This window comes from Corynebacterium aquilae DSM 44791 (assembly GCF_001941445.1).
In the GTDB taxonomy this organism is placed as follows: Bacteria; Actinomycetota; Actinomycetes; order Mycobacteriales; family Mycobacteriaceae; genus Corynebacterium; species Corynebacterium aquilae.
The window spans coordinates 1891292-1911738 of the sequence record NZ_CP009245.1 but is presented as its reverse complement, the minus strand read 5'-3'; the positions used below and the strand labels follow the sequence as shown (position 1 = coordinate 1911738).

Here is a 20447-nt window from a genome sequence, read left to right as displayed (position 1 = left end):
CGGCGGTTGCCTGCGGCTCGTTGTTTTCCTGGTTGGGTTTTGTTGTCTTCCGGGTGGAACTTTGGGTCGTGGTGGGCCGTTGCGTGAGGTGAGTGCTCACTGTGTGTGAGTGGCTTAATCTATGGGCCGCTGCCGGCGGTCGCGGGGCTTGTGCCCGGAAGCGATTGCGTGGCCGGTGGCGTGATTATCATTGCCGTAAATCTAGGAGAAACACTTGAACTCTCGACACTCTTTTGTCCGCGCGACTGCTGCCTGCGCCGTGCTTCTTGCGCCGGTCGCTTTGACCGCTTGCGGAAGCAAGGATGACGAAGCCTCTGCGACTCCCAGCAGCACGGCGACTTCGACCACCACCACGACCACGACGACTGCTACTTCTGAGGCTCCGGCGACGTCGGAGGCTGCTCCGAGCGAGGAGAACAAGCCTGAGGACACCGGCGAGAAGCCGCCGGCGGATCAGCCTCCGGCTGACACCGTGACCCCGGATGCGCCCGCCCCCGAGCCCGCTCCGGCGCCGATTCCGGCTCCGGCGGGTATTGACCTCAATGCTATCCCGCCGGTGACCCCGGTTGCGGGTGGCCAGCCCGGCACCCCGGAGGATGAGGCCGCGGTGCGTGGCGTGATGGAGACCATTAACTCCGGCAAGACCACCCACGAGGTGCTCAACACCCTGAAGAACAGCACCTGTTCGCGGGTATTGGATCAAAACGGTGGTGCTGCCGCGTTTGATATCAGCGCGGTTCCGGATATTCCGGTGACCATGCTGCCCGACTACGCTCCGACCACGGTCGGCGCGATCAACGATGTTGTCGTCGATGGCGATGAGATGTCCGCACAGGTCACCACCAACTCTGGTGGCCAGGAGCGTTCCGGTACCGTGCGCTTTGCCCGTGAGGGCGGCCAGTGGAAGCTGTGCGACTAATTTTTGTGACACAGTTGCCGTGATGGTGCCGTGATGGTGCCGGGTGCTGTGAGGTGAGCGGCACTACAGCGCTCATCTGCTACGCCCCGTGGGGCCCTGAAAGGAAACAGGGCTTCGCGGGGCGTTGGTCATTGCTAAGGCTGTTGGTATGGGGTGGGGGAGAGGGGCGTGGGGCGGCCTGTCCGGGATACATAAGAAAGCGTTGGGGTGATGGGCGTCACCCCCGTTTGTTTGAACGGCGTTTAAGTATCGGGGTAGTTTGGTTCACAGACATCACCGCACCCGACCCGAAAAGAAGGCCCCAGCGTGACCACAGCCCACGACACCGCAGACCGCGACATCCTCGCCATCGCCCGCGACAAGGTCCTAGGCCGCGGCGAAGGACTCAACCAGGAAGAAACCCTGCGGGTCCTCCAACTCGGCGACGATCGCCTGGAAGAACTGCTCGGCCTGGCGCACGAGGTGCGCCTGAAGTGGTGCGGCGAAGAAGTCGAAGTTGAGGGCATCATCTCGCTGAAGACCGGCGGCTGCCCCGAAGACTGCCACTTCTGCTCCCAGTCTGGCCTGTTCGAATCCCCCGTGCGCTCCGCGTGGCTGGACATCCCCGCCCTGGTCGAAGCCGCCAAGCAGACCGCCAAAACCGGGGCCACCGAATTCTGCATCGTCGCCGCCGTCAAAGGCCCCGACGAGAAGCTACTCAGCCAGCTCGAACAAGCCGTCGCAGCCATCAAGGCCGAGGTCGACATTCAGGTCGCCGCCTCCGTCGGCATCCTCACCCAGGAGCAGGTCGACCGGCTCGCCGCCGCCGGCGTCCACCGCTACAACCACAACCTGGAAACCTCCCGCTCCTTCTTCCCCAACGTGGTCACCACCCACAGCTGGGAAACCCGCCGCGAAACCCTGCGCATGGTCAAAGAAGCCGGCATGGAAGTCTGCTCCGGCGGCATCCTCGGCATGGGCGAAACCCTCGAACAGCGCGCCGAATTCGCCGCCGACCTCGCCGCCCTGGAACCCGACGAAGTGCCCATGAACTTCCTCGACCCCCGCCCCGGCACCCCCTTTGCCGACTACGAGGTCATGGAAACCGCCGACGCGCTGCGCGCCATCGGTGCCTTCCGACTCGCCCTGCCGAAAACCATCCTGCGTTTCGCCGGCGGCCGCGAACTCACCCTCGGCGACCTCGGCGCCGAACAAGGCCTACTCGGCGGCATCAACGCCATCATCGTCGGCAACTATCTGACCACCCTCGGCCGCCCCCAGGAACAAGACCTGGAAATGATGGGCAAACTGCGTCTGCCCATCAAGGCGCTCAACGCCACCGTCTAAAAACCCAGCCGCCAACGCCCCGACGCTCACACCGCGTCGGGGCGGGCGCCCCTTTTCTACCGCACCCACCACCGCGCGAAAGCCTAAACCCCCACACCACCATGAGGATCCCAGACTGCGACGACCTGCTCGTCGCCATGGTCACCGGCGATAAACCCATCTACCACCCCAACACCGGACAACAGATCGCCGACGGCGTCGAGATTAAACTCTCCCCCTCCGCCCGCGCCGGACTCGAAGCGCCCCGCTACTGCCAACTGTGCGGCCGCAAAATGGTCGTCCAAGTCCGCCCCGACGGCTGGGACGCCGCCTGCTCCCGCCACGGCGCCGTCGACTCCGCCTACCTCGGCCAACGCTAAACCCACCCGCCGGGTTAAGCTAGGTCACCATGGAAACGACCAGCAGCCAGGCCACCACCGAACCCCCACGCGCCACCACCCGGCACCACATGGGAGCCACCGGCCGTGCACTCGGACGCACCGGCGCCAGCCTCGCCGCCGCCTACCTTGTGCTCGCCCTGATCTGGGGCCTGACCATCGCCCCCGTCGATACCGACGGCACCTACGTCGCCTTCGACGGCGTCAACTGGCCCGACGTGCGCGCCTGGTTCATCTTCGTCATCGCCACCGGCACCCTCGGCGTGTTCACCGGCCCCTATGTCGGGATGAAACCCATCTTCGCCCACAACCCCGCAACGATCTTCCTCATGGGCGTCTACACCACCGGACTCACCGCCCTGGCCTGGTTTCTCGGCTCCTTCATCTCCGCACAACGCTATCCCGCACCACCCGGCGACCAGCCCGGCCAGGTCTCATCAATCATGTTCATTGAACCCGGCATGGCGCTGGCCTTCGCACCCGCCATGGCCTGCCTATCACTGTGGATCTACCTCGCCATCCGCTACATCCAAGACCGGCCCGGCCACCACACCACACACCACCACAGCGAAGAACCAGCACCGAGCACCCCCAACTAGTGACCCGGGCAAAAATGCCCCCGGCACCTCCCGCTACACTAAAGAGCATCACCCCGAGACCCGACCCGGCCACCGACGCTGCGCCAACTCCACCTGACCGTGGGAAAGCGCACCGCAACCCCGCAGTCACCCTCGGACGGTTCCAACACTCCCGGCGCCGGCGCGCAGGGATCCTCCTGTTCGACACAAAACCTAAGAAGAAGCACCCCACCATGCCCATGCTTGATGTGACCGACCTGCGGGGAACCACCCCCACCGTGAGCCAACTGCGCCGCGCCCTACCCCGCGGCGGCACCGACATCGACTCCGTGCTCCCCACCGTCAAACCCGTCGTCGACGCCGTCAAACAGCGCGGCGCGGACGCCGCCCAGGATTACAGCGAACAGTTCGACAAGATTCGCCCCACCAGCATCCGGGTCCCCGCCGAAATCATCGACCAGGCTGCCGCCAGCCTCGACGAAACCGTCATCGAGGCCCTCAACGAAGCCATCGCCCGCGTCCGCGCCGTCCACAGCGCCACCCGCCCCACCGACACCAGCGTCACCGTCGCAAGCGGCGGCGTGGTGACCGAAAAATTCATTCCCGTCGGACGCGTCGGCCTCTACGTCCCCGGCGGCAACGCCGTCTACCCCTCCTCCGTCATCATGAACGTGGTGCCCGCCCAAGAAGCCGGCGTCGGCTCGCTGGTGGTCGCCTCCCCGCCGCAAGCAGACCACGGCGGCTGGCCCCACCCCACCATCCTCGCCGCCGCGAAACTGCTCGGCGTCGACGAAGTGTGGGCCGTTGGCGGCGCCCAAGCCGTCGCCCTAATGGCCTACGGCGACGAAGACTGCGCAGAAAACCTCGTCCCCGTCGACATGATCACCGGCCCCGGCAACATCTTCGTCACCGCCGCCAAGCGACTGTGCCGCAGCGTCGTCGGCATCGACTCCGAAGCCGGCCCCACCGAAATCGCTATCCTCGCCGACCACACCGCCGACCCGGTGTGCGTCGCCTACGACCTCATCTCCCAAGCCGAACACGACGTGCTTGCCGCCAGCGTGCTGGTCACCGACTCCGAGGAACTCGCCAACCGGGTGCGCGACGAAGTCGCACAGCGCTACCAGGTCACCCTCAACGCCGACCGCGTCAAGCAAGCACTATCCGGCCCCCAATCCGGCATCGTGCTCGTCGACGACATCGAACAAGGCCTGCGCGTCGTCGACGCCTACGCCGCCGAACACCTCGAAATCCACACCGCCAACGCTGCCGCCGTAGCCGACCGCGTCACCTGCGCCGGCGCCATCTTCGTCGGCAACTACGCGCCGGTACCGCTCGGTGACTACGCCGCCGGCTCCAACCACGTGCTTCCCACCAGCGGCTCCGCCCGCTACTCCTCCGGGCTATCCACCCACACCTTCCTCAAAGCGGTGCACGTGATCTCCTACGACGAGGCCGCCCTGAAAGACATCGCCGACACCGTCGTCACCCTCGCCGACGCCGAAGCGCTGCCCGCCCACGGCGAAGCCATCCGGGCCCGCTTCGAAACCCTCTAACCCACACCGCGCCGCACCAACCAACAACGCCAGCCCCCCACCGACGGGGGCTGGCGTGCCCCATTAGCCCACGGGCCGTCAACCACTCACACACAGCAGAAAACACACCACACATGAGCACCAGCACCACCCCGCTTGCCTCCACCACCACCCTGGCCGAGCTGCCCCTGCGGGAAGAACTGCGCCAAGAAAAAGCCTACGGAGCCCCCCAGCTCAACGTCGACGTGCGCCTCAACACCAACGAAAACCCCTACTCGCCCTCGCCGGCGATTATCGAAGACTTCCTCACCCAAGCCCGCGGCATCATGGGGGAACTCAACCGCTACCCCGAACGCGACGCCGTTGAATTGCGCACCGCCCTGGCCGACTACATCACCCGCCGCACCGGAGTCGCCGTCACCGAGGACAACCTGTGGGCCGCCAACGGCTCCAACGAAGTCCTCCAGCAGCTGCTCCAAGCCTTCGGCGGCCCCGGCCGCTGTGCCCTGGGCTTTACCCCCAGCTACTCGATGCACCCAATTCTGTCCGCGGGTACCCACACCACCTTCCACGCCATCGAACGTGACGCCGCCAATGGTTTCGCCATCGACATCGACAAAGCCCTGGCAGGCATCGCCGAATACCAGCCCGACGTCATCTTCGTGACCACCCCCAACAACCCCACCGGTGGCACCACCAGCCTGGCCGACATTGAGACCATCCTCAACGCCGCCCCCGGCATCGTCATCGTCGACGAAGCCTACGCGGAATTCGACGACGGCCCCTCCGCCGTCACCCTCATCGAGCAATACCCCACCAAACTGGTGGTCTCACGCACCATGTCTAAGGCCTTCGACTTCGCCGGCGGCCGGCTCGGCTACTTCGTGGCCGCACCCGCCTTCGTCGAGGCAGTGCTCCTGGTGCGCCTGCCCTACCACCTGTCCTCCCTGAGCCAGCTGGCGGCAACCGTCGCGCTCAAGCACAGCGACGACACCCTATCCACCGTCGCCAAACTCGCCCAAGAACGCGACCGGGTGGTCGCCCGCCTGGAGCAACTGGGCTATGCCGTCATCGAATCGAAATCCAACTTCGTGTTCTTTGGGCACTTCGCCGACACCGCCGCCACCTGGCAGCGCTTCCTCGACGACGGGGTCCTCATCCGCGACGTCGGCACCCCCGGATACCTGCGCACCACCATCGGCCTGCCGGAAGAAAACGATGCTTTCCTCGCGGTCGCCGAAGCCCTGGCCGCCGAACGCTAACACCCGGCCCACCCCCAAGCACACCACCGCACCCGGGGATCGTTACCCTGGATGCAGCGTCTTACCCATCTTCCTTGCGGGGCAACCCCACCACGCGGCCACCCCATAGAGGACAGATTTTCCCAAGGATCGGTTAACCCATGACTGCAGCGCTTGTGCACCCCAACGCCCCCCGCATCGGGCGGGCGCAGCGCACGACCAGCGAATCGAACATCACCGTCGAAATTAACCTCGATGGCACCGGTGTCACCGACATCAACACTGGCGTGCCCTTCTTCGACCACATGCTCACCGCATTCGGCTCCCACGGCCGATTCGACCTGACCGTGCACGCCGATGGTGACACCCACATCGACGCCCACCACACCGTCGAAGACACCGCCATCGTGATGGGTACCGCCCTGGCGCAAGCTTTGGGCGATAAGTCCGGGATCCGCCGCTTCGGTTCCCAGCAGCTGCCCATGGACGAAACCCTGTGCGAAGCCATCGTTGATGTGTCCGGACGCCCCTACTTCGTCATCAACGGAGAACCCGACCACATGCTCACCGCGGTGATCGGCGGGCACTACGCCACCGTCATCAACGAGCACTTTTTTGAAACGCTGGCGATGAACGCCCGCATCGCGCTGCACGTGCGCTGCCACTACGGCCGCGACCCCCACCACATCACCGAAGCCGAATACAAGGCGGTGGCGCGGGCACTGCGCGAAGCGTGCGAACCTGATCCCCGGGTCACCGGCATTCCCTCCACGAAAGGCTCTCTGTGAGTGGGGGAGTCCTAGGACTTGAAGCGACCACCCGTTTTGTGGAATGGTCAGCACAGACACCCCAGGCACCCGCAACCAACGCCGGGGTATATGCCTTGTTCGCCATCGCCGGTTTAAGCGCCGGCGGTGCGTGGGCCTCGTATCAGGGCGGGCACCATAAAGCCCTGACCGTGATTGCAACGTTAATTTCTGCGGTGGCTTTCGCCGCAGCCTGTTTTTGGATGATTGGAGCGATGGAATAGTGGCTAAACAGGCTCTTACCCGTGACCAACTTGAACAGCTGGACAGCATGTGGAAGAGCCCCGGCCTTATTGCAACGCTGATTGCTGTGGCCAGTGCCTTCGGCTCCTGGTCCATGCTGCTTCCCGTGGTGCCCCTCAACGTTCTCAACGAGGGCGGATCTGACGCGCTGGCCGGTATGACCACCGGCGTGTTCATGCTGTGCACCGTGCTCACCCAGATGGCCACCCCCAAACTGCTGCGCCGCTTCGGGTACGTGCCCGTGATGATTGTCTCCGCGCTACTGTTGGGCGTGCCCTCGGCGCTGTACGTGTTCTCCATCGCCCCGGTACCGGTGCTGGTCATTTCCGGAATCCGCGGTGTCGGTTTCGGCGCGCTGACCGTCGCCGAGTCTGCCCTGATCGCCGAACTGGTGCCGCTGCGCTTTTTGGGTAAAGCCTCCGGCATGCTGGGCTTGACCGTGGGCCTGGCCCAAATGACCTTCATGCCGTTGGGTCTGTACCTCGCCAACTCCATCGGCTTCCACGTCGTCTACCTCGCCGGATCCGCCATCGGATTGGTTGCGGGGTTCATGTGTGCGACGATTCCGCGCATCAAAGCCGACCCCAAGCAGTCGGAGGAATCCTCCTCCAGCGTGCCCACCGCCGCGACCTGGAAGCTGGTCACCGTTCCCGCCGTGGCGATGTGCGCTTCCGCCATGGGCTTCGGTGCCATCTCTGCTTTCTTGGCGGCTGCCGTCAAGGAGCAAGACCCGGTTGCCGGTGCCATCGTGGGTGGCCTGGTGCTGTCCGTGGTCGGAGGCGCCCAAATGGTCTCCCGCTACACCGCCGGTGTTATCGCCGACCGTCGCGCCGAAGCCGGCACTCTCATGGTCACCTGCCTGGTACTGATCATCGCCGGATTGGGACTCATCGCCCTGGTGCTCACCATGGGCTGGTCGGTGTGGCTGACCGTCCTGGCAGCCCTCTTGTTTGGACTCGGCTTTGGTGCGGGACAAAACGAAGTCCTCATGCTGATGTTCGCCCGACTGCCGCGCAGTCGCGTCTCCGATGCCTCCGCACTGTGGAACATCTCCTTCGACTCCGGCACCGGCCTGGGCTCTGCGGTGTTGGGTATTGTTGCCGGACACCTGGCCTACAACGGCGCCTACACCGTGGCCGCCCTATTGGTGGTGTTCGCACTGATGCTGACCATCGCCGACAAGGTGGTGGGGCGCCACCGTATTGCCGAATACAACAACACCCGCGCTACCCTGCGGCGGGTGCCCGCGGCCCGCGCAGCCGTGCGCGGCACCCGCACCGCGGTGCGCGGCGCCAAAGCCATGGGTAAAGCCGGCTTGTTCGCCTCCCAAACGGCAGCAAAATCCACGGTGCGTACCGTCGCCAATGTTGGCAAGCTGACCCCGAAACCGAAACTGCAGCCCACCACCAAACTGCTGGCCACCCGCAAGGCCAGCCCGGGCCGAAAGAAAGCTCGTCGCGCTTCTGAGCCGGACGCCCCCAACCAGAACTAACTCCCCGGCAAAACACGGCAAGGTGCCGGATCACCGGTGCCAAGGGTTCAAACTCCTCGTCATGGCTTAAGACCCCATCCCACAACGAGCTGTTGGGGTTGGGGCCTTAAGAGGTCAGGGTACTGATCCAGACGGGCAGGGGGTCGGAGGGATCGCCTACCCGGCGTTTAGCAGCTGGGGGTTGGGATCACAGCAGCGCGGAAAAATCTATGACTTCATCCGCGCAGGCATTGAGCAGGGGGTGGTCGTGACTAATCATCAAAATCCCCACCCCAGTCTGGGCTTGTTCACGCAGCACGTTGACGATGGCGGCAGCGGTCGCTGCGTCCAGCATTGCCGAAACCTCGTCACACACGATGTAGCGGGGGCGGGCTGCTAACGTGCGCACGGTGGCTGCGCGCTGCAGCTGCCCATCGGAGACTTGTGCCGGAAAACGATTCAACAAATCTGGGGTGAGCGCGCACCGTGCCATCAGCGCGTCCACATCCGCGCCAGCAGCCGCCGAAAACGCGATCGATCGACCAATCCGGATCCGTGGGTCGAAACTCAACCGTGGGGATTGCGCAATCATCCCAATCAGGCCACGTGCCGGGTTGCGCCTGCTGCGCACATTTTTCACCGCCAGGCCGTCACAGGTGACTTCACCGGAGTCGGGGATCGCCAGGCCCGCCATCACCGCGCCCAGCGTCGATTTTCCAATCCCGGACGGCCCGGTCAGCCCTACCACGCTCCCCGGGTTTATCTGCAGGCTCACCCCATCAAGCAAGGTCTTTTTCTGCCCGTTCGCGCCAGGTACGCGATAAACCACGTCGCGGGCACACCACCGGTTGGTTTCGGTCATGATGGGTCCTTTCCGGCCAGACGCGCCATGAGCTCGGCATGCTGTGCCAGCCGAGTGTCGTAGGTGTAGTCCTCAGCTAAGTCCGTCAACGTTGGGGGAACACCGGGCATGGGGTGCATGCCGTTTTCCGGTAATGCGGCGAGAAGATCCCTGGTGTAGGGGTGCTTGGGTGTGCGCAGTACTTTTTCGGCCGGGCCGTGCTCCACGATGCGGGAGGCATACACCACGGCCGCGCGGTCGGCGACCTTGGTGTGGCGGACATCGGCGATGTCGTGGGTGATGAGCACTACCGCCGCGCCCGCGGCGGCGAGTGAACCCAGCAGGGTGAAAATGTGGCGGGTGCGTTCTGGGTCGAGGGATGCGGTTGGCTCATCGGCCACAATCACTTCTGGGCGGCCCGCCACGGCGAAAGCGATCGCGGCGCGCTGTGCCATGCCGCCGGACATTTCGTGCGGGTACAGGCCCAACACGGACTGTTCGAGCTCGACCATCTCTAAGAGCTCATCGAGGGTGGTTTTGTTTCCCAGGGCGACCACAGTTTCTTCCAGTTGGCTGCCTACGGTGCGCACCGGTGTGAGGAAGGTGGCCGCTGATTGGGGCACTAGGGCAATGTGATGGCCCAGCACACCGCGTGGCGGGGTGTAAAAGCCCAGCCGCTTGTTTTCTTCGACAAGGTTGACTGTGCCCAGCTGGGGCAGGGACGCGGACACTGTTCCGGTGACGCTGGCGGCTAGCTGCAACCCGCCGGTCATCGCGCTGGCGATGATGGATTTGCCACAGCCCGATTCACCGACGATGGCGAGAACTTGGCCGGGGAAGATATCGAGGCTTACGTCGGTGGCGGCGTGCACTACCTGGCGGGTGTCTGCCAGCGGGATCCGCACAGTCAGATTTTGCAGGCTCACGATAGGGGTGCGGTGATCGAAATTGCTCATACCCGTGATTCACCTCCAACGCCGTGGGCGGCGGCAGCCAGCCCCTTGCCTACGGCCCCGATCGACAGTGTCGTGGCGATCAACAGGGTTGCCGGAATCACCAGGATCCACCAGTGCCCCAGCAACAATGCGCCTTCGGCGTCCGACAGGATGGTGCCCAGCGACGGGTGGTGTGGTGGCAGGCCAACACCCAAGAATGACAGGGTTGATTCGTGCCAGACGGCGTGCGGGATCAGCAGCACCAGACCGACCAGTGCCTGGCCCATTGCTGCCGGCACAAAGTGACGCCACAGGACTTGTTGGGTACTTGCGCCCTGCAGGTAGCTCAGCGATACGAAGGAAGCGGTGCGCACGGACAGCACTTGGGCACGCACGGTGCGGGCGGTGCTGACCCAGTGGGTGAGCACCAAGGACGCCACGATGGCCACGATGTTGCCGGGGAACATGCTGACGATCAGCAGGCCTAACAGCAGGTGAGGCAGCGCATTGACCGTGTCGGTCACTCGCATGAGCACCTGGTCGACCACGCCGCCCAGCAGTGCTGAGACCACGCCGATGGTGGTGCCGACGACGGTGGAAATGATTGCTGTGAGCAGCGCGATGAGCAGTGAAATCCTTAAGCCGGCGGCGAGGCGCACGAATACGTCGCGTCCTTTTGAATCTGTGCCGAATAGATGCTCTGCGCTGGGGCTTAAGCCCCGGTTCGCGAAATCAGTCATGGCGGGATCGATGTGGGCGACGATGGGCACCACGATCGCATAGGTGGTCAAGGCCACGAGCACGATCAGGCCGATCATGGAGGATGCGGATGCGAAGCGGCGGAAGAATCTGCGGGTCGCATCGGCGGGTTTGGGCGCGGTCCAGCGGGTGGTTGTGTTGGGGCAGGCCTGGTTAGACATCGGCATCCACCCGTGGGTCACTGACGACGATCAGGATGTCTGCGAGCAGGTTTCCCAGGAGGACCACCGCGGTGGTGGCCAGCGTCAAAAACGCTAGGAGTGGGAAGTCCATGGACTGGCAGGCCTGAACCAGGGCGAATCCTAGTCCGGGCCAGGAAAACACTGCCTCCACGAGGGTGGAACCGACAATCAACTCCGGCAGTCGGGTGCCGATGAGCGCCACAAAGGGTGGTAGGGCGGCGGGAATGACGTGCCCGCGCACAATGGTTTTTTCGTCTAGGCCGCGCACGCGTGCGCCTCGAATGGCGTCGCTGCCCATTGTTGCCCGCACGGATTCTTTGAGGCTGAGTACCAGCCATGGCAGTTGGCTTAGTCCTAGCACCACCGCCGGGGTGATGATGTGGCGGACAGTGCCGGTGAAGGTGACGTCTGCGCCGGGGTCGGTGAGTCCTCCGGTGGGGACCCAGCGGAGGTAGAGCGCGAAGACGCTGAGGGCGCCGAGGGCGAGCACGAAGGGCGGGGTGGCTTGAAGCAGCCCGGCTAGAGCGTCGGTGATTTTGGCGGTAGGGGAGTGGGGGCGAACGCCTGCGATGGTGCCGAGGATGACGGCGAGCACGATGGCCAGTAGTAGTCCGAGGCTGCCGAGTAGCAGGGTCCAGGGCAGGCGTTGGGCGAGGACTTCCGATACTGGCATGCGGTAGTAGCGGGAGGTTCCCAGGTCTCCGCGGAGAAGGTCTGCGATCCAGGTCATCCAGGCTTGCCACCAGGGGATGTCGAGTCCGAGGGTGTGGGAGAGTTTTTCGGCTTGTTCGGTGCTGAGGTTGCCGGCGCGGCCTCCGGTGTATGCCTCGAGGGGGTCGAAGGGGCTGACGGCGGCGAGTCCGAACACGGCGAGGGTGATCAGTAGCAGCAGTGGGATGAACACGGCCAGGCGGCGCACCACCATGTGGCCGATGTCGGTGCGGCGCCGGGTGATGCGGGCGCGCAGGCCGGGGTTGATGGCGGCGGTGGCGTGCGCGGCGGCGGTGGGGCTGCCGAGCTGGTCGGGTGGGATGGTTTCAGGGGTGGACACGAGCTGCAGGGTTCCTTTCACGCGGCCTTGGGGGTGGCGTCCTTCGGTGGGTGCGCGAGGTGTCTCAAGGCCCGCGGGAGCCGGCTGGGCTCCCGCGGGTGTGATGTGGTGGGGAAGGGGTTACTTCTTGGTCCACTCGTTGATGTGCAGCCACGGGCCGAAGGTCACGCCGTGGGAGTGGGGTTCAAGGACCAGCGGGGAGGTCTTGTAGCCCTGGTCGCGGGTGACGTACATGTGGTCGACGTAGGCGATTTGCAGCATGGCGGGGTTTTCGATGTATTCGCGCTGCAGGGAGCGGTAGAGTTCGTCGCGTTTGTCGGCGTCAGACTCCGAGCGTGCCGCGTCGAGCAGTGCGTCGATGGCGGGGTTGGAGTAGTCGGAGGCGTTGTCGAACTTGCCGCCTTGGCCGGCGACGGCGTATTTGCCGTGCAGGAGGCGGTAGATCTGGGAGTCGACGGTGTAGGGCAGTTCGCCGCCGCCGAGCATCACCGGGGTGGTGTGGACTTGGTCGGCGGAGATGTTTTTCGGTTCGATGGCAACCGGGTTGGCTTCGACGCCGATCTTTTTCAGGTCGGAGACGGTGGCCAGGGTCAGGTCGAGGCGGGCGGCGTCGCGGTTGGGGAAGTAGATGATGTCGAAGGAGGCTTTTTGGCCGTCCTTTTCGCGGATGCCGTCTGCGCCCTTGGTCCAGCCGGCTTCGTCGAGGAGTTTTTCGGCCTTTTCCTGGTCGTGGGTGAACTGGGAGTCCTTGTCGAAGGCTTTGCCGTAGAAGGATGCGAAGAAGGTGGAGTTGGCGTGGCCCTTGCCGTCGAGTACGTCGCGCACCATGGCGTCGCGGTCGATGGCGTAGTTCAGAGCCTGGCGGACTTTGGCGTCACCGGTGAAGGGGTTGCCAGACGGCAGGGTGATGCCGCGCCAGTCGGCGGAGGTGGCGGCGGTGACGGTGTAGCCGTCTTGGCCATCGAAGTCGAGGGCGAGTTTGGGTTCCAGGATGGTGCCGTCGCCTTCACCGCTCTTGATTTGTTGGGCGCGGGAGTTTTCGTCGGGTGCGTGGCGCACGACGATCTTTTTCACTTCCGGGGCGCCGGCGCGGTAGTCATCGCGGGCGGTGAGCACTGCTTCGTCGGCGCGCAGCGATTCCAGCTTGTAGGGGCCGGTGCCTACGGGCTTGGTGTTGAGTTCGGAGTCCTCTGCGGGGCCGAGGTTGTTGAAGTCGAAGGCTTCGGAGGGGGCGATTCCGTTGAGCAGCAGGCGGGGGAATTCGGCGAAGGGGCGCTCAAGGGTGAAGACGACGTTGCCGTCTTTTTCTTCCACGCTCTTGACGAAATCCCAGGTGGAGGCTTCTTCGGAGGCGGAGCGCTCATCTTGGATGGCTTTAAAGGTGGCGACGACGTCCTCAGGCCCGAAGTCGGTGCCGTCGGAGAACTTAATGCCGCTGGCGACAGGGACGGTCCAGACGGTGTTGTCGGAGTTGGCGGTGGCGGGGCCGGCGGCCAGGACCGGCTGTAGTTCCGGCTGCTTGTCGACGACGCCGGGTTCGACCCGGTAGAGGCCTTCGAAGATGTGGGAGTCGCCGGAGCGGCCGTGGACGCCGATGGGGTTGTACTGGCCGAGCTCGTCGCCGGTCAGTAGGACAACGGTGTCGTTTTTGTCGGCGTCGCTGGCACCTTCGGCGCTGGTGGATCCGCCGTCGGGGTTGGAGCAGGCGGTGGCGATGAGAGCCGAGGAAAGCACTGCCGCCAGAGCGGTGCGGCGCATGCGTCGGTTCCAGGTGGCGGACGAAGACTGGGGTAGGGCGGAGGTACTCATGGCAAAACCTTTATGAAAGAAAAACGTGTGGAACTATCCTCCCGCGCGCCGTGTGCGCAGCGGGGGTGAATGGCCCGCTTCCAGTGGCTGGAAGGTGCACCTCCGTCCGGGGTGGTGGCGTGGCGCACAGATCCTGCTGCTGTGGATCACCGGGGCGTGGGCACACTCTCCTAAAACCCTTGTGGCACGACGGCGACCGGTGGTTGTTCTGGCGGCCGAGAAGGGTTGTGTGCGGGGTGACAGTCGGCAGGATCGGTTGCGTGTTCCCTGAGTGGGGGAGGTGCGTTGGCGGGGCGGCAATCGTCAACACGGTGCAAGACCAATCCGCGCCTTACGTTAGTGCCCGGTGGGACAAGTAGCGGACGTTAAGCCTTAACTTGGTGGTGGGTGGGGGTGGTTTGTGGGTATGGGTTGTGGGATGTTCGGGCTGTCTAAAAGCAGACCTTAATGAAAATCATGCAGCATATTATGGGTGGGATTGTTTTCACTAAGTGGTTTCGGTGTAGTTGGTGTGGGCGGGTGTCTCTAGGCGGGAGGGGGGTGCACGAACGGGTGATTGATGTGGGTGGGGGAGAATGCCTCGCCGCCGGAACTCCTACCCACCGACTCCCATCCCAACCACCTCCATCCACCGCAACCACACCCGTTGCCACCCCAACTCCATCTCCAAGCCGACGTCAGGCACCGGCACAAACACCCCCCACACCCGTCGTCCCCCGCCCGCCGCGGCCCACACAGCAGCAACCGCACCACGACCCGACCAGGAACCAACCAGCCCAGCCGACTAGCATGGGTGAACATGGCAAAGAAAGTAGCCCTCCTCGACTACGGATCCGGCAACATCCGCTCCGCCCAACGCGCCCTCGAACGCGTCGGTGCAGAGGTCACCGTCACCCACGACCCCGCCACCGTGCTCGCCGTCGACGGCCTTCTCGTCCCCGGCGTCGGAGCCTACGGCGCCTGCATGCAAGGCCTGACCGCAGTACACGGCGAACGCATGATCGGCGAACGCCTCGCCGGCAGCCGCCCCGTGATGGGCATCTGCGTCGGCATGCAAATCATGTTCGACCGTGGCGTCGAACACGGCGTCGACGCCACCGGCTGCGGCCAATGGCCCGGCACGGTCGAAAAACTCAACGCCACCGTGCTCCCACACATGGGATGGAACACCGTCCGCCCGCCCGAAAACTCCCAAATGTTTAGCGGCTTCGACCCCGAGGAACGCTTCTACTTCGTCCACTCCTACGCGGTCACCAACTGGGAATTCGAAGACGACGGGCTGACCACCCCGCCCCAAGTCACCTGGGCCACCCACGAAAACTGCGACTTCGTCGCCGCCGTAGAAAACGGCCCCCTCTGGGCCACCCAATTTCACCCCGAAAAATCAGCAGACGCCGGCGCCCAACTCCTCAAAAACTGGCTCGACATCCTCTAAACTCTCCCGAGTTTTACAACCCACCCCGCACCCCAAGGACCCCAAAACACCATGACCTTCACCTTGCTGCCCGCAGTCGACGTCGTCAACGGCCAAGCCGTCCGCCTCAACCAAGGCGAAGCCGGAAGCGAAAAAATCTACGGCTCCCCCCTCGAAATGGCCCTCGAATGGCAAAACCAAGGCGCCACCTGGCTCCACTTCGTCGACCTCGACGCTGCCTTCAACCGGGGCTCCAACCACGAACTCATGGCCGACATCGTCAAAAACCTCGACATTAACGTCGAACTCACCGGCGGCATCCGCGACGACGCCTCCCTCGAACGCGCACTGGCAACCGGCGCCCGCCGCGTCAACATCGGCACCGCCGCGCTAGAAAAACCCGAATGGATCGCCCAAGCCATCGCCCAACACGGCGACAAAATCGCCGTCGACATCGCCGTACGCTACGAAGACGGCGAATGGCGCACCAAAGGCAACGGCTGGGTCTCCGACGGCGGCGACCTATGGGAAGTCGTTGAACGCCTCGACGCCGCCGGCTGCGCCCGCTTCGTCGTCACCGACGTCTCCAAAGACGGCACCCTGGCAGGCCCCAACATCGAACTGCTCCGCGACGTCTCCGCCGCCACCGACGCCCCCGTCGTCGCCTCCGGCGGCATCGCCACCCTCCAAGACGTCCTCGACATCGCCGCCTACCAAGACGAAGGCATCGACTCCGCCATCATCGGAAAAGCCCTCTACGAAAACCGCTTCACCCTCCGCGAAGCCCTCGACGCGGTCAACGCCCTCAACCACTAACACCACCCCCATACCCGCAAGGTACGGACACCCCACGCGCGCCGCGTCACACCCCCAAGGCAAGCCATGAACGACACCGCACTCCTGCGCCACCAGCCGGAAAAACTCAGCGAACTACGCCACTTCGCCATTACCGCCGCCGACGCAGCAGCCCAAACCTTCATCGCAGCCAGGGCCACCTGCGACATCGAAATCATCAAAGCCGACGGGGGCTTTGCCACCGGCGCCGACCTCGACATCGAACGCCAACTCCGCAACACCCTCTCTGCCACCGGCATCAACGTCTGCGGCGAAGAATTCGGCGGCCAAACCACCGGCACCTTCTGGATCGTCGACCCCATCGACGGCACCACCAACTACGCCACCGGAAACCCCAACTGCGCCATCCTCATCGCCCTAATCGAAAACGGCGAACCCATCGTCGCAGTCACCGCACTACCGCTGTTTTCCACCATGATCAGCGCCCAAGCCGGAACCACCGGCATCTGGAACCAAGGCATGCACCTGCGCGCCGGGCAATCCCCCCTAGTCGGTCAACGCGCCGACACCCCCGCAGTACCCCAACCACTGACCGACGCCACCCTGGTCGGATTCGGATCCATCGTCTCCCCCGCAGACTCGCGTTTCCCCACAGTGCTGCGCCACCGCCTACTCGGCGACCTGTCCGTCACCTACCCGCGACTGCGCATCACCGGCTCCGTCGGCGTCGACCTCGCGCTCACCGCGCTGGGAGTCTTCGATGCCGCCGTCACCTTCAGCCCCCACGCCTGGGACAATGCCGCCGGCGCCCTGCTGTGCCAAGCCGCCGGTCGCACCGTCACCGACCTGGAAGGCAAACCCTGGCGCGCGGACAGCGGAATGGGCATCATCGCCGGCCAAGACGAAGTACACGCCACCATCTCCTCGCATATCGGCTGCCTCGCCGCCAGCGACTGCGAGCCCCCCGCTAGAACCGAACACCCCAGCTAGGTGACGTCTAGCCTCAGGGGCATACCTGCACGCGATACACTGCTAACCGCTAACCGCATCAGCGCGCGCCACCACACCCGGTGCCCGCTGCCGGCCTAAACACACAACGGTGTTGCACAAGCAGCATCCAAACACACACAAACACCACAAGGAGCCATCCGTGGGCGTTGCCGTACGCATCATTCCCTGCCTTGACGTCGATATGGGACGAGTCGTCAAGGGCGTGAACTTCGATAACCTCCGCGACGCCGGCGACCCGGTGGAACTCGCCCGCCGATACGACCAAGAAGGCGCCGACGAACTAACCTTCCTCGACGTGTCCGCCTCCAAAGCCGGACGCGGCACTATGCTTGACGTCGTACGACGCACCGCAGACTGTGTCTTCATTCCCCTCACCGTGGGCGGCGGTGTGCGCAGCGCAGACGACGTGGACCAGCTGTTGCGCGCCGGTGCGGACAAAGTCAGCGTTAACACCTCCGCCATCGCCCGCCCCGAGCTGCTCACCGAGCTGTCCCAACGCTTCGGCGCCCAATGCATCGTGCTCAGCGTCGACGCCCGCCGAGTGCCCGAGGGGGGACAGCCCCAGCCCAGCGGATTCGAAGTCACCACCCACGGTGGCACCCGCTCCGCCGGCATCGACGCCGTCGAATGGGCAGCCCGCGGCGAAGAACTCGGAGTCGGTGAAATTCTTTTGAACTCCATGGACGGCGACGGCACCACCGATGGCTTCGATACCGAACTGATCTCCAAGGTGCGTGCCCGGGTCAGCATTCCCGTGATCGCCTCCGGCGGCGCCGGTAAAGCCGCCGACTTCCCGCCCGCCATCGCCGCCGGCGCGGACGCGGCGCTCGCCGCCACCATCTTCCACTTCCAACAAGTCACCATCGACGAGTGCAAGAAAACCCTCGCCGACGCAGGATACGAGGTACGACGATGAGCATCAGTTATTCCACCGGAGCCACCAGCGACGATAACCCCGCCGACTTCGAACTACCCGCCGATATCAGTGCACAGGTGCGGTTCAACTCCGATGGTCTGGTGCCCGCCATCGTGCAATCCACCGACAACGAAGTGCTGATGCTGGCCTGGCAGGATGCACACGCCTTGGCCTACACCCTGGCCACCGGGCGTGGCACCTACTACTCCCGCAGCAGGCAGGAGTACTGGATCAAAGGGCTGACCAGTGGACACTTTCAAAAAGTCATTGATGTGGCCCTTGACTGCGACGGTGATACCGTCCTGATGACCGTCGAACAGACCGGTGCCGCCTGCCACACAGGCCAACGCACCTGTTTCGACGAGCGCAGCATTTTTAACCCCCCTGCTTAAAAAATCCCGACCCGCCGCGACGCGGCCGTCACCTTCAAGGAAAACCCCATGGCAGACACCCCCACGACCGCACCCAGCACCGCCGCCGCCAGCGAAAACCGCCGGGCGTCACGCCTGGGGGCGCTTGCCATGGCCGTCGGTGGTGTCGTCATGTGGGCTGCCGGGCGCATGGACTGGATGACAGTCGAATCCTTCGACGACAAATCCGGCACCGCCACCCACCAGCTGGCGGGATCGACCTGGTCGACAGAGCTCGCCGCCCTGGCTTTCGTGGTCATTGTTGCGGCCATCGCGGCTTTCGCGCTGCGGGCCTTGGGGCGTCGCGTGGTCGGGGGCATCGCCGCCGTTGCCGCCATCGCTGCCAGCTGGTCGCCCCTGGCGGTCGTTGCCGGCAGCCCCTCCCTGCAGCGCGCCCAAGGGCTTTTGACCGCTGGTGCTACCACCGGCCAAGCCACCCAGGCGCGCATTAGCCAATGGGCCACCGTGGAAAGCATCAGCGTGCACCCCACCGGCCCCTACCTGGCCTTCGCGGGGTGCGCCATCGCGCTGATTGGCGGGCTAGTAGTGGCGGTCAAGCCGGGGACGGATTCCGCTAAACGCAACGCCTACGAGGCGACCGCCGCGCGTCGCGAGCGGCTCAGCGAGGACGTTGCAAAGATCAAACAAGAAAAACTCACCACCGGTGATGCGCCCCGAGTGATGTGGGATGCGCTCGACGCGGACATTGATCCCACTGCCTAGCGTCGGCCGGTGAAGCCACGTTGCGGCACAAAGGCGCAGCTTGACCCCCAAGCCGTGCTGATGGAGTTTTCCCATCATGGGTGGCGGCTCAATAAGCATGCGTATTCGATTTCCTATTAGTGCTTTTGCCAGATAGTGTCGGAGATAACACCGAGGGTCGTGTGGTGACTCCACCGTCACCCCAGCCTCGTACAGAGCAAGCTGACCTTGAGGACACGAAAGGGGGCAGGACTTGACCACCGTTTTCGACCAGATCATCGCCGGAGTCAGAGAAGACGTCGCAGCGCGCGAAGCGGTGGTGAGTTTTCAGGACATCAAAGCCATGTCCCGCAGTGTTCCCGCCCCCCGTGACGCACTGGCTGCCCTGAAGGTTCCCGGCTGTGCCGTGATTGCCGAAATTAAGCGCGCCACCCCCGCGAAAGGGGAGATCGCGCGCATCGATTCCGCCGCCAGCCTGGCCCAAGCCTTCGAAATGGGTGGCGCAGCGATGATCGGTTGCCAAACGGAACGCCGTCGCTTCAAAGGGTCGCTGGAGGATCTCGCAGCGGTGAAAAAGGCCGTGCAGGTTCCCGTGATGTGCAAAGACTTCATCGTGGATCCCTACCAAATCCACGAGGCCCGCTATTTCGGGGCCGACATGGTGCCCTTGCTGGTCAGCGCCCTCGACCCCTCACACATGGCCTCCTTGTTGGACCGTATCCAATCCTTAGGCATGGTCGCCCTGGTAGAGGTCCAATCCCCGGAGGAAGCCTCCCTGGCAGTCGATGCCGGTGCCCGCGTCATCGGGGTGAACGCCCGCAACCTGCGCACCATGACCCTCAACCGGGAAGCTTTCGCTGACATCGCACCCGGGCTTCCTCGGGAGGTCGTCAAGATCGCCCTGTCTGGGGTACGCACCGCCCGAGACCTGATGGCATACGCCGGCGCCGGTGCCGATGCCGTGGTCATCGGTGAAGAATTAGTCACCGCATCCCAACCCGCCTCGCTGTGCCGCCAGCTCGTCGCAGCAGGCCAACACCCAGCCTGCCCCAGTAGCTTCTAAAGCCCCGCCCGGGGTGGGGGAGGACCTCCCAGCAAACAAATGAAGTCCTCTCGGCAAACCGAA

General features: G+C 64.4%; 20 protein-coding genes. 15 read left to right on the top strand and 5 right to left on the bottom strand.

What is annotated here, in order from left to right; all coding sequences use genetic code 11:
* Positions 1 to 214: 214 nt before the first annotated feature.
* The 8 genes from CAQU_RS08065 to CAQU_RS08025 all read left to right on the top strand — a co-directional run bounded on the left by CAQU_RS08065 (position 215) and on the right by CAQU_RS08025 (position 8517).
* Positions 215 to 919 carry a hypothetical protein gene (locus CAQU_RS08065; RefSeq protein WP_075726759.1) on the top strand — a complete coding sequence of 235 codons (705 nt, stop codon included), beginning with the start codon at positions 215 to 217 and terminating at the stop codon, positions 917 to 919.
* A gap of 306 nt (positions 920 to 1225) precedes the next feature.
* On the top strand, positions 1226 to 2245 hold the full coding sequence (gene bioB, locus CAQU_RS08060) for a biotin synthase BioB (protein ID WP_075726757.1): 1020 nt from the start codon (positions 1226 to 1228) through the stop codon (positions 2243 to 2245).
* Between the two features lie 101 nt (positions 2246 to 2346).
* Positions 2347 to 2604, top strand: a complete 258-nt coding sequence (bsaP, locus tag CAQU_RS08055; RefSeq protein WP_075726755.1) for a biotin synthase auxiliary protein BsaP — start codon at positions 2347 to 2349, stop codon at positions 2602 to 2604.
* Positions 2605 to 2633: 29 nt separating this feature from the next.
* The gene (locus CAQU_RS08050) at positions 2634 to 3221 is read left to right on the top strand and encodes a hypothetical protein (protein WP_075726753.1); all 588 of its coding nucleotides are present in this window, start codon (positions 2634 to 2636) and stop codon (positions 3219 to 3221) included.
* A 218-nt stretch (positions 3222 to 3439) separates the two neighbouring features.
* A complete protein-coding gene (gene hisD, locus CAQU_RS08045) occupies positions 3440 to 4756 on the top strand; it encodes a histidinol dehydrogenase (RefSeq protein ID WP_075728580.1) in 1317 nt (438 codons plus the stop codon).
* A gap of 113 nt (positions 4757 to 4869) precedes the next feature.
* Complete coding sequence (locus CAQU_RS08040; protein ID WP_075726751.1) at positions 4870 to 5997, top strand: histidinol-phosphate transaminase; 1128 nt, start codon at positions 4870 to 4872, stop codon at positions 5995 to 5997.
* A 140-nt stretch (positions 5998 to 6137) separates the two neighbouring features.
* Positions 6138 to 6764 (top strand): imidazoleglycerol-phosphate dehydratase HisB, encoded by a 627-nt coding sequence (hisB, locus tag CAQU_RS08035; RefSeq protein ID WP_075726749.1) that lies wholly within the window; start codon positions 6138 to 6140, stop codon positions 6762 to 6764.
* A gap of 289 nt (positions 6765 to 7053) precedes the next feature.
* On the top strand, positions 7054 to 8517 hold the full coding sequence (locus CAQU_RS08025) for an MFS transporter (RefSeq protein ID WP_084563219.1): 1464 nt from the start codon (positions 7054 to 7056) through the stop codon (positions 8515 to 8517).
* 187 nt (positions 8518 to 8704) lie between these two features.
* On the opposite strand, the gene CAQU_RS08020 is transcribed toward CAQU_RS08025, so the two are convergent.
* The 5 genes from CAQU_RS08020 to CAQU_RS08000 all read right to left on the bottom strand — a co-directional run bounded on the left by CAQU_RS08020 (position 8705) and on the right by CAQU_RS08000 (position 14073).
* On the bottom strand, positions 8705 to 9358 hold the full coding sequence (locus tag CAQU_RS08020) for an ABC transporter ATP-binding protein (RefSeq protein WP_084562928.1): 654 nt from the start codon (positions 9356 to 9358) through the stop codon (positions 8705 to 8707).
* The gene (locus CAQU_RS08015; RefSeq protein ID WP_075726744.1) at positions 9355 to 10293 is read right to left on the bottom strand and encodes an ATP-binding cassette domain-containing protein; all 939 of its coding nucleotides are present in this window, start codon (positions 10291 to 10293) and stop codon (positions 9355 to 9357) included. Before CAQU_RS08015 ends, CAQU_RS08020 begins: the two co-directional genes overlap by 4 nt.
* Positions 10290 to 11090, bottom strand: a complete 801-nt coding sequence (locus tag CAQU_RS08010; protein ID WP_075728576.1) for an ABC transporter permease — start codon at positions 11088 to 11090, stop codon at positions 10290 to 10292. Before CAQU_RS08010 ends, CAQU_RS08015 begins: the two co-directional genes overlap by 4 nt.
* 94 nt (positions 11091 to 11184) lie before the next feature.
* A complete protein-coding gene (locus CAQU_RS08005) occupies positions 11185 to 12264 on the bottom strand; it encodes an ABC transporter permease (protein ID WP_245797234.1) in 1080 nt (359 codons plus the stop codon).
* A 120-nt stretch (positions 12265 to 12384) separates the two neighbouring features.
* Positions 12385 to 14073 carry an ABC transporter substrate-binding protein gene (locus tag CAQU_RS08000; RefSeq protein WP_245797233.1) on the bottom strand — a complete coding sequence of 563 codons (1689 nt, stop codon included), beginning with the start codon at positions 14071 to 14073 and terminating at the stop codon, positions 12385 to 12387.
* 799 nt (positions 14074 to 14872) lie between these two features.
* Between CAQU_RS08000 and hisH the strand changes: the two genes are divergently transcribed.
* From hisH to trpC, 7 genes are all read left to right on the top strand, one after another.
* Entirely contained in the window at positions 14873 to 15508 is a 636-nt protein-coding gene (gene hisH, locus CAQU_RS07995) for an imidazole glycerol phosphate synthase subunit HisH (RefSeq protein ID WP_075726742.1), read from the top strand.
* A 51-nt stretch (positions 15509 to 15559) separates the two neighbouring features.
* Positions 15560 to 16303 carry a bifunctional 1-(5-phosphoribosyl)-5-((5-phosphoribosylamino)methylideneamino)imidazole-4-carboxamide isomerase/phosphoribosylanthranilate isomerase PriA gene (gene priA / locus CAQU_RS07990; RefSeq protein WP_075726740.1) on the top strand — a complete coding sequence of 248 codons (744 nt, stop codon included), beginning with the start codon at positions 15560 to 15562 and terminating at the stop codon, positions 16301 to 16303.
* A gap of 66 nt (positions 16304 to 16369) precedes the next feature.
* The gene (locus tag CAQU_RS07985) at positions 16370 to 17272 is read left to right on the top strand and encodes an inositol monophosphatase family protein (protein WP_075726738.1); all 903 of its coding nucleotides are present in this window, start codon (positions 16370 to 16372) and stop codon (positions 17270 to 17272) included.
* A gap of 160 nt (positions 17273 to 17432) precedes the next feature.
* Entirely contained in the window at positions 17433 to 18209 is a 777-nt protein-coding gene (gene hisF, locus CAQU_RS07980) for an imidazole glycerol phosphate synthase subunit HisF (RefSeq protein WP_075726736.1), read from the top strand.
* A complete protein-coding gene (hisI, locus tag CAQU_RS07975) occupies positions 18206 to 18601 on the top strand; it encodes a phosphoribosyl-AMP cyclohydrolase (RefSeq protein ID WP_075726734.1) in 396 nt (131 codons plus the stop codon). Before hisF ends, hisI begins: the two co-directional genes overlap by 4 nt.
* Positions 18602 to 18649: 48 nt before the next feature.
* Positions 18650 to 19342 carry a TIGR02234 family membrane protein gene (locus tag CAQU_RS07970; protein ID WP_075726733.1) on the top strand — a complete coding sequence of 231 codons (693 nt, stop codon included), beginning with the start codon at positions 18650 to 18652 and terminating at the stop codon, positions 19340 to 19342.
* Positions 19343 to 19574: 232 nt separating this feature from the next.
* Entirely contained in the window at positions 19575 to 20384 is an 810-nt protein-coding gene (gene trpC, locus CAQU_RS07965) for an indole-3-glycerol phosphate synthase TrpC (protein ID WP_075726731.1), read from the top strand.
* The last annotated feature ends 63 nt before the right edge of the window (positions 20385 to 20447 follow it).

What these genes read in the sequence shown, in the direction of transcription:
- hisI (WP_075726734.1), top strand. Translation starts at nt 18,206, where the DNA reads ATGAGCATCAGTTATTCCACCGGAGCCACCAGCGACGATAACCCCGCC.
- CAQU_RS08010 (WP_075728576.1), bottom strand. Translation starts at nt 11,090, where the DNA reads ATGATCGGCCTGATCGTGCTCGTGGCCTTGACCACCTATGCGATCGTG.
- CAQU_RS08040 (WP_075726751.1), top strand. Translation starts at nt 4,870, where the DNA reads ATGAGCACCAGCACCACCCCGCTTGCCTCCACCACCACCCTGGCCGAG.
- bsaP (WP_075726755.1), top strand. Translation starts at nt 2,347, where the DNA reads ATGAGGATCCCAGACTGCGACGACCTGCTCGTCGCCATGGTCACCGGC.
- CAQU_RS08050 (WP_075726753.1), top strand. Translation starts at nt 2,634, where the DNA reads ATGGAAACGACCAGCAGCCAGGCCACCACCGAACCCCCACGCGCCACC.
- CAQU_RS08020 (WP_084562928.1), bottom strand. Translation starts at nt 9,358, where the DNA reads ATGACCGAAACCAACCGGTGGTGTGCCCGCGACGTGGTTTATCGCGTA.
- CAQU_RS08000 (WP_245797233.1), bottom strand. Translation starts at nt 14,073, where the DNA reads ATGAGTACCTCCGCCCTACCCCAGTCTTCGTCCGCCACCTGGAACCGA.
- CAQU_RS07985 (WP_075726738.1), top strand. Translation starts at nt 16,370, where the DNA reads ATGAACGACACCGCACTCCTGCGCCACCAGCCGGAAAAACTCAGCGAA.
- CAQU_RS08025 (WP_084563219.1), top strand. Translation starts at nt 7,054, where the DNA reads ATGTGGAAGAGCCCCGGCCTTATTGCAACGCTGATTGCTGTGGCCAGT.
- hisD (WP_075728580.1), top strand. Translation starts at nt 3,440, where the DNA reads ATGCTTGATGTGACCGACCTGCGGGGAACCACCCCCACCGTGAGCCAA.
- CAQU_RS08015 (WP_075726744.1), bottom strand. Translation starts at nt 10,293, where the DNA reads ATGAGCAATTTCGATCACCGCACCCCTATCGTGAGCCTGCAAAATCTG.
- hisB (WP_075726749.1), top strand. Translation starts at nt 6,138, where the DNA reads ATGACTGCAGCGCTTGTGCACCCCAACGCCCCCCGCATCGGGCGGGCG.
- CAQU_RS07970 (WP_075726733.1), top strand. Translation starts at nt 18,650, where the DNA reads ATGGCAGACACCCCCACGACCGCACCCAGCACCGCCGCCGCCAGCGAA.
- hisH (WP_075726742.1), top strand. Translation starts at nt 14,873, where the DNA reads ATGGCAAAGAAAGTAGCCCTCCTCGACTACGGATCCGGCAACATCCGC.
- priA (WP_075726740.1), top strand. Translation starts at nt 15,560, where the DNA reads ATGACCTTCACCTTGCTGCCCGCAGTCGACGTCGTCAACGGCCAAGCC.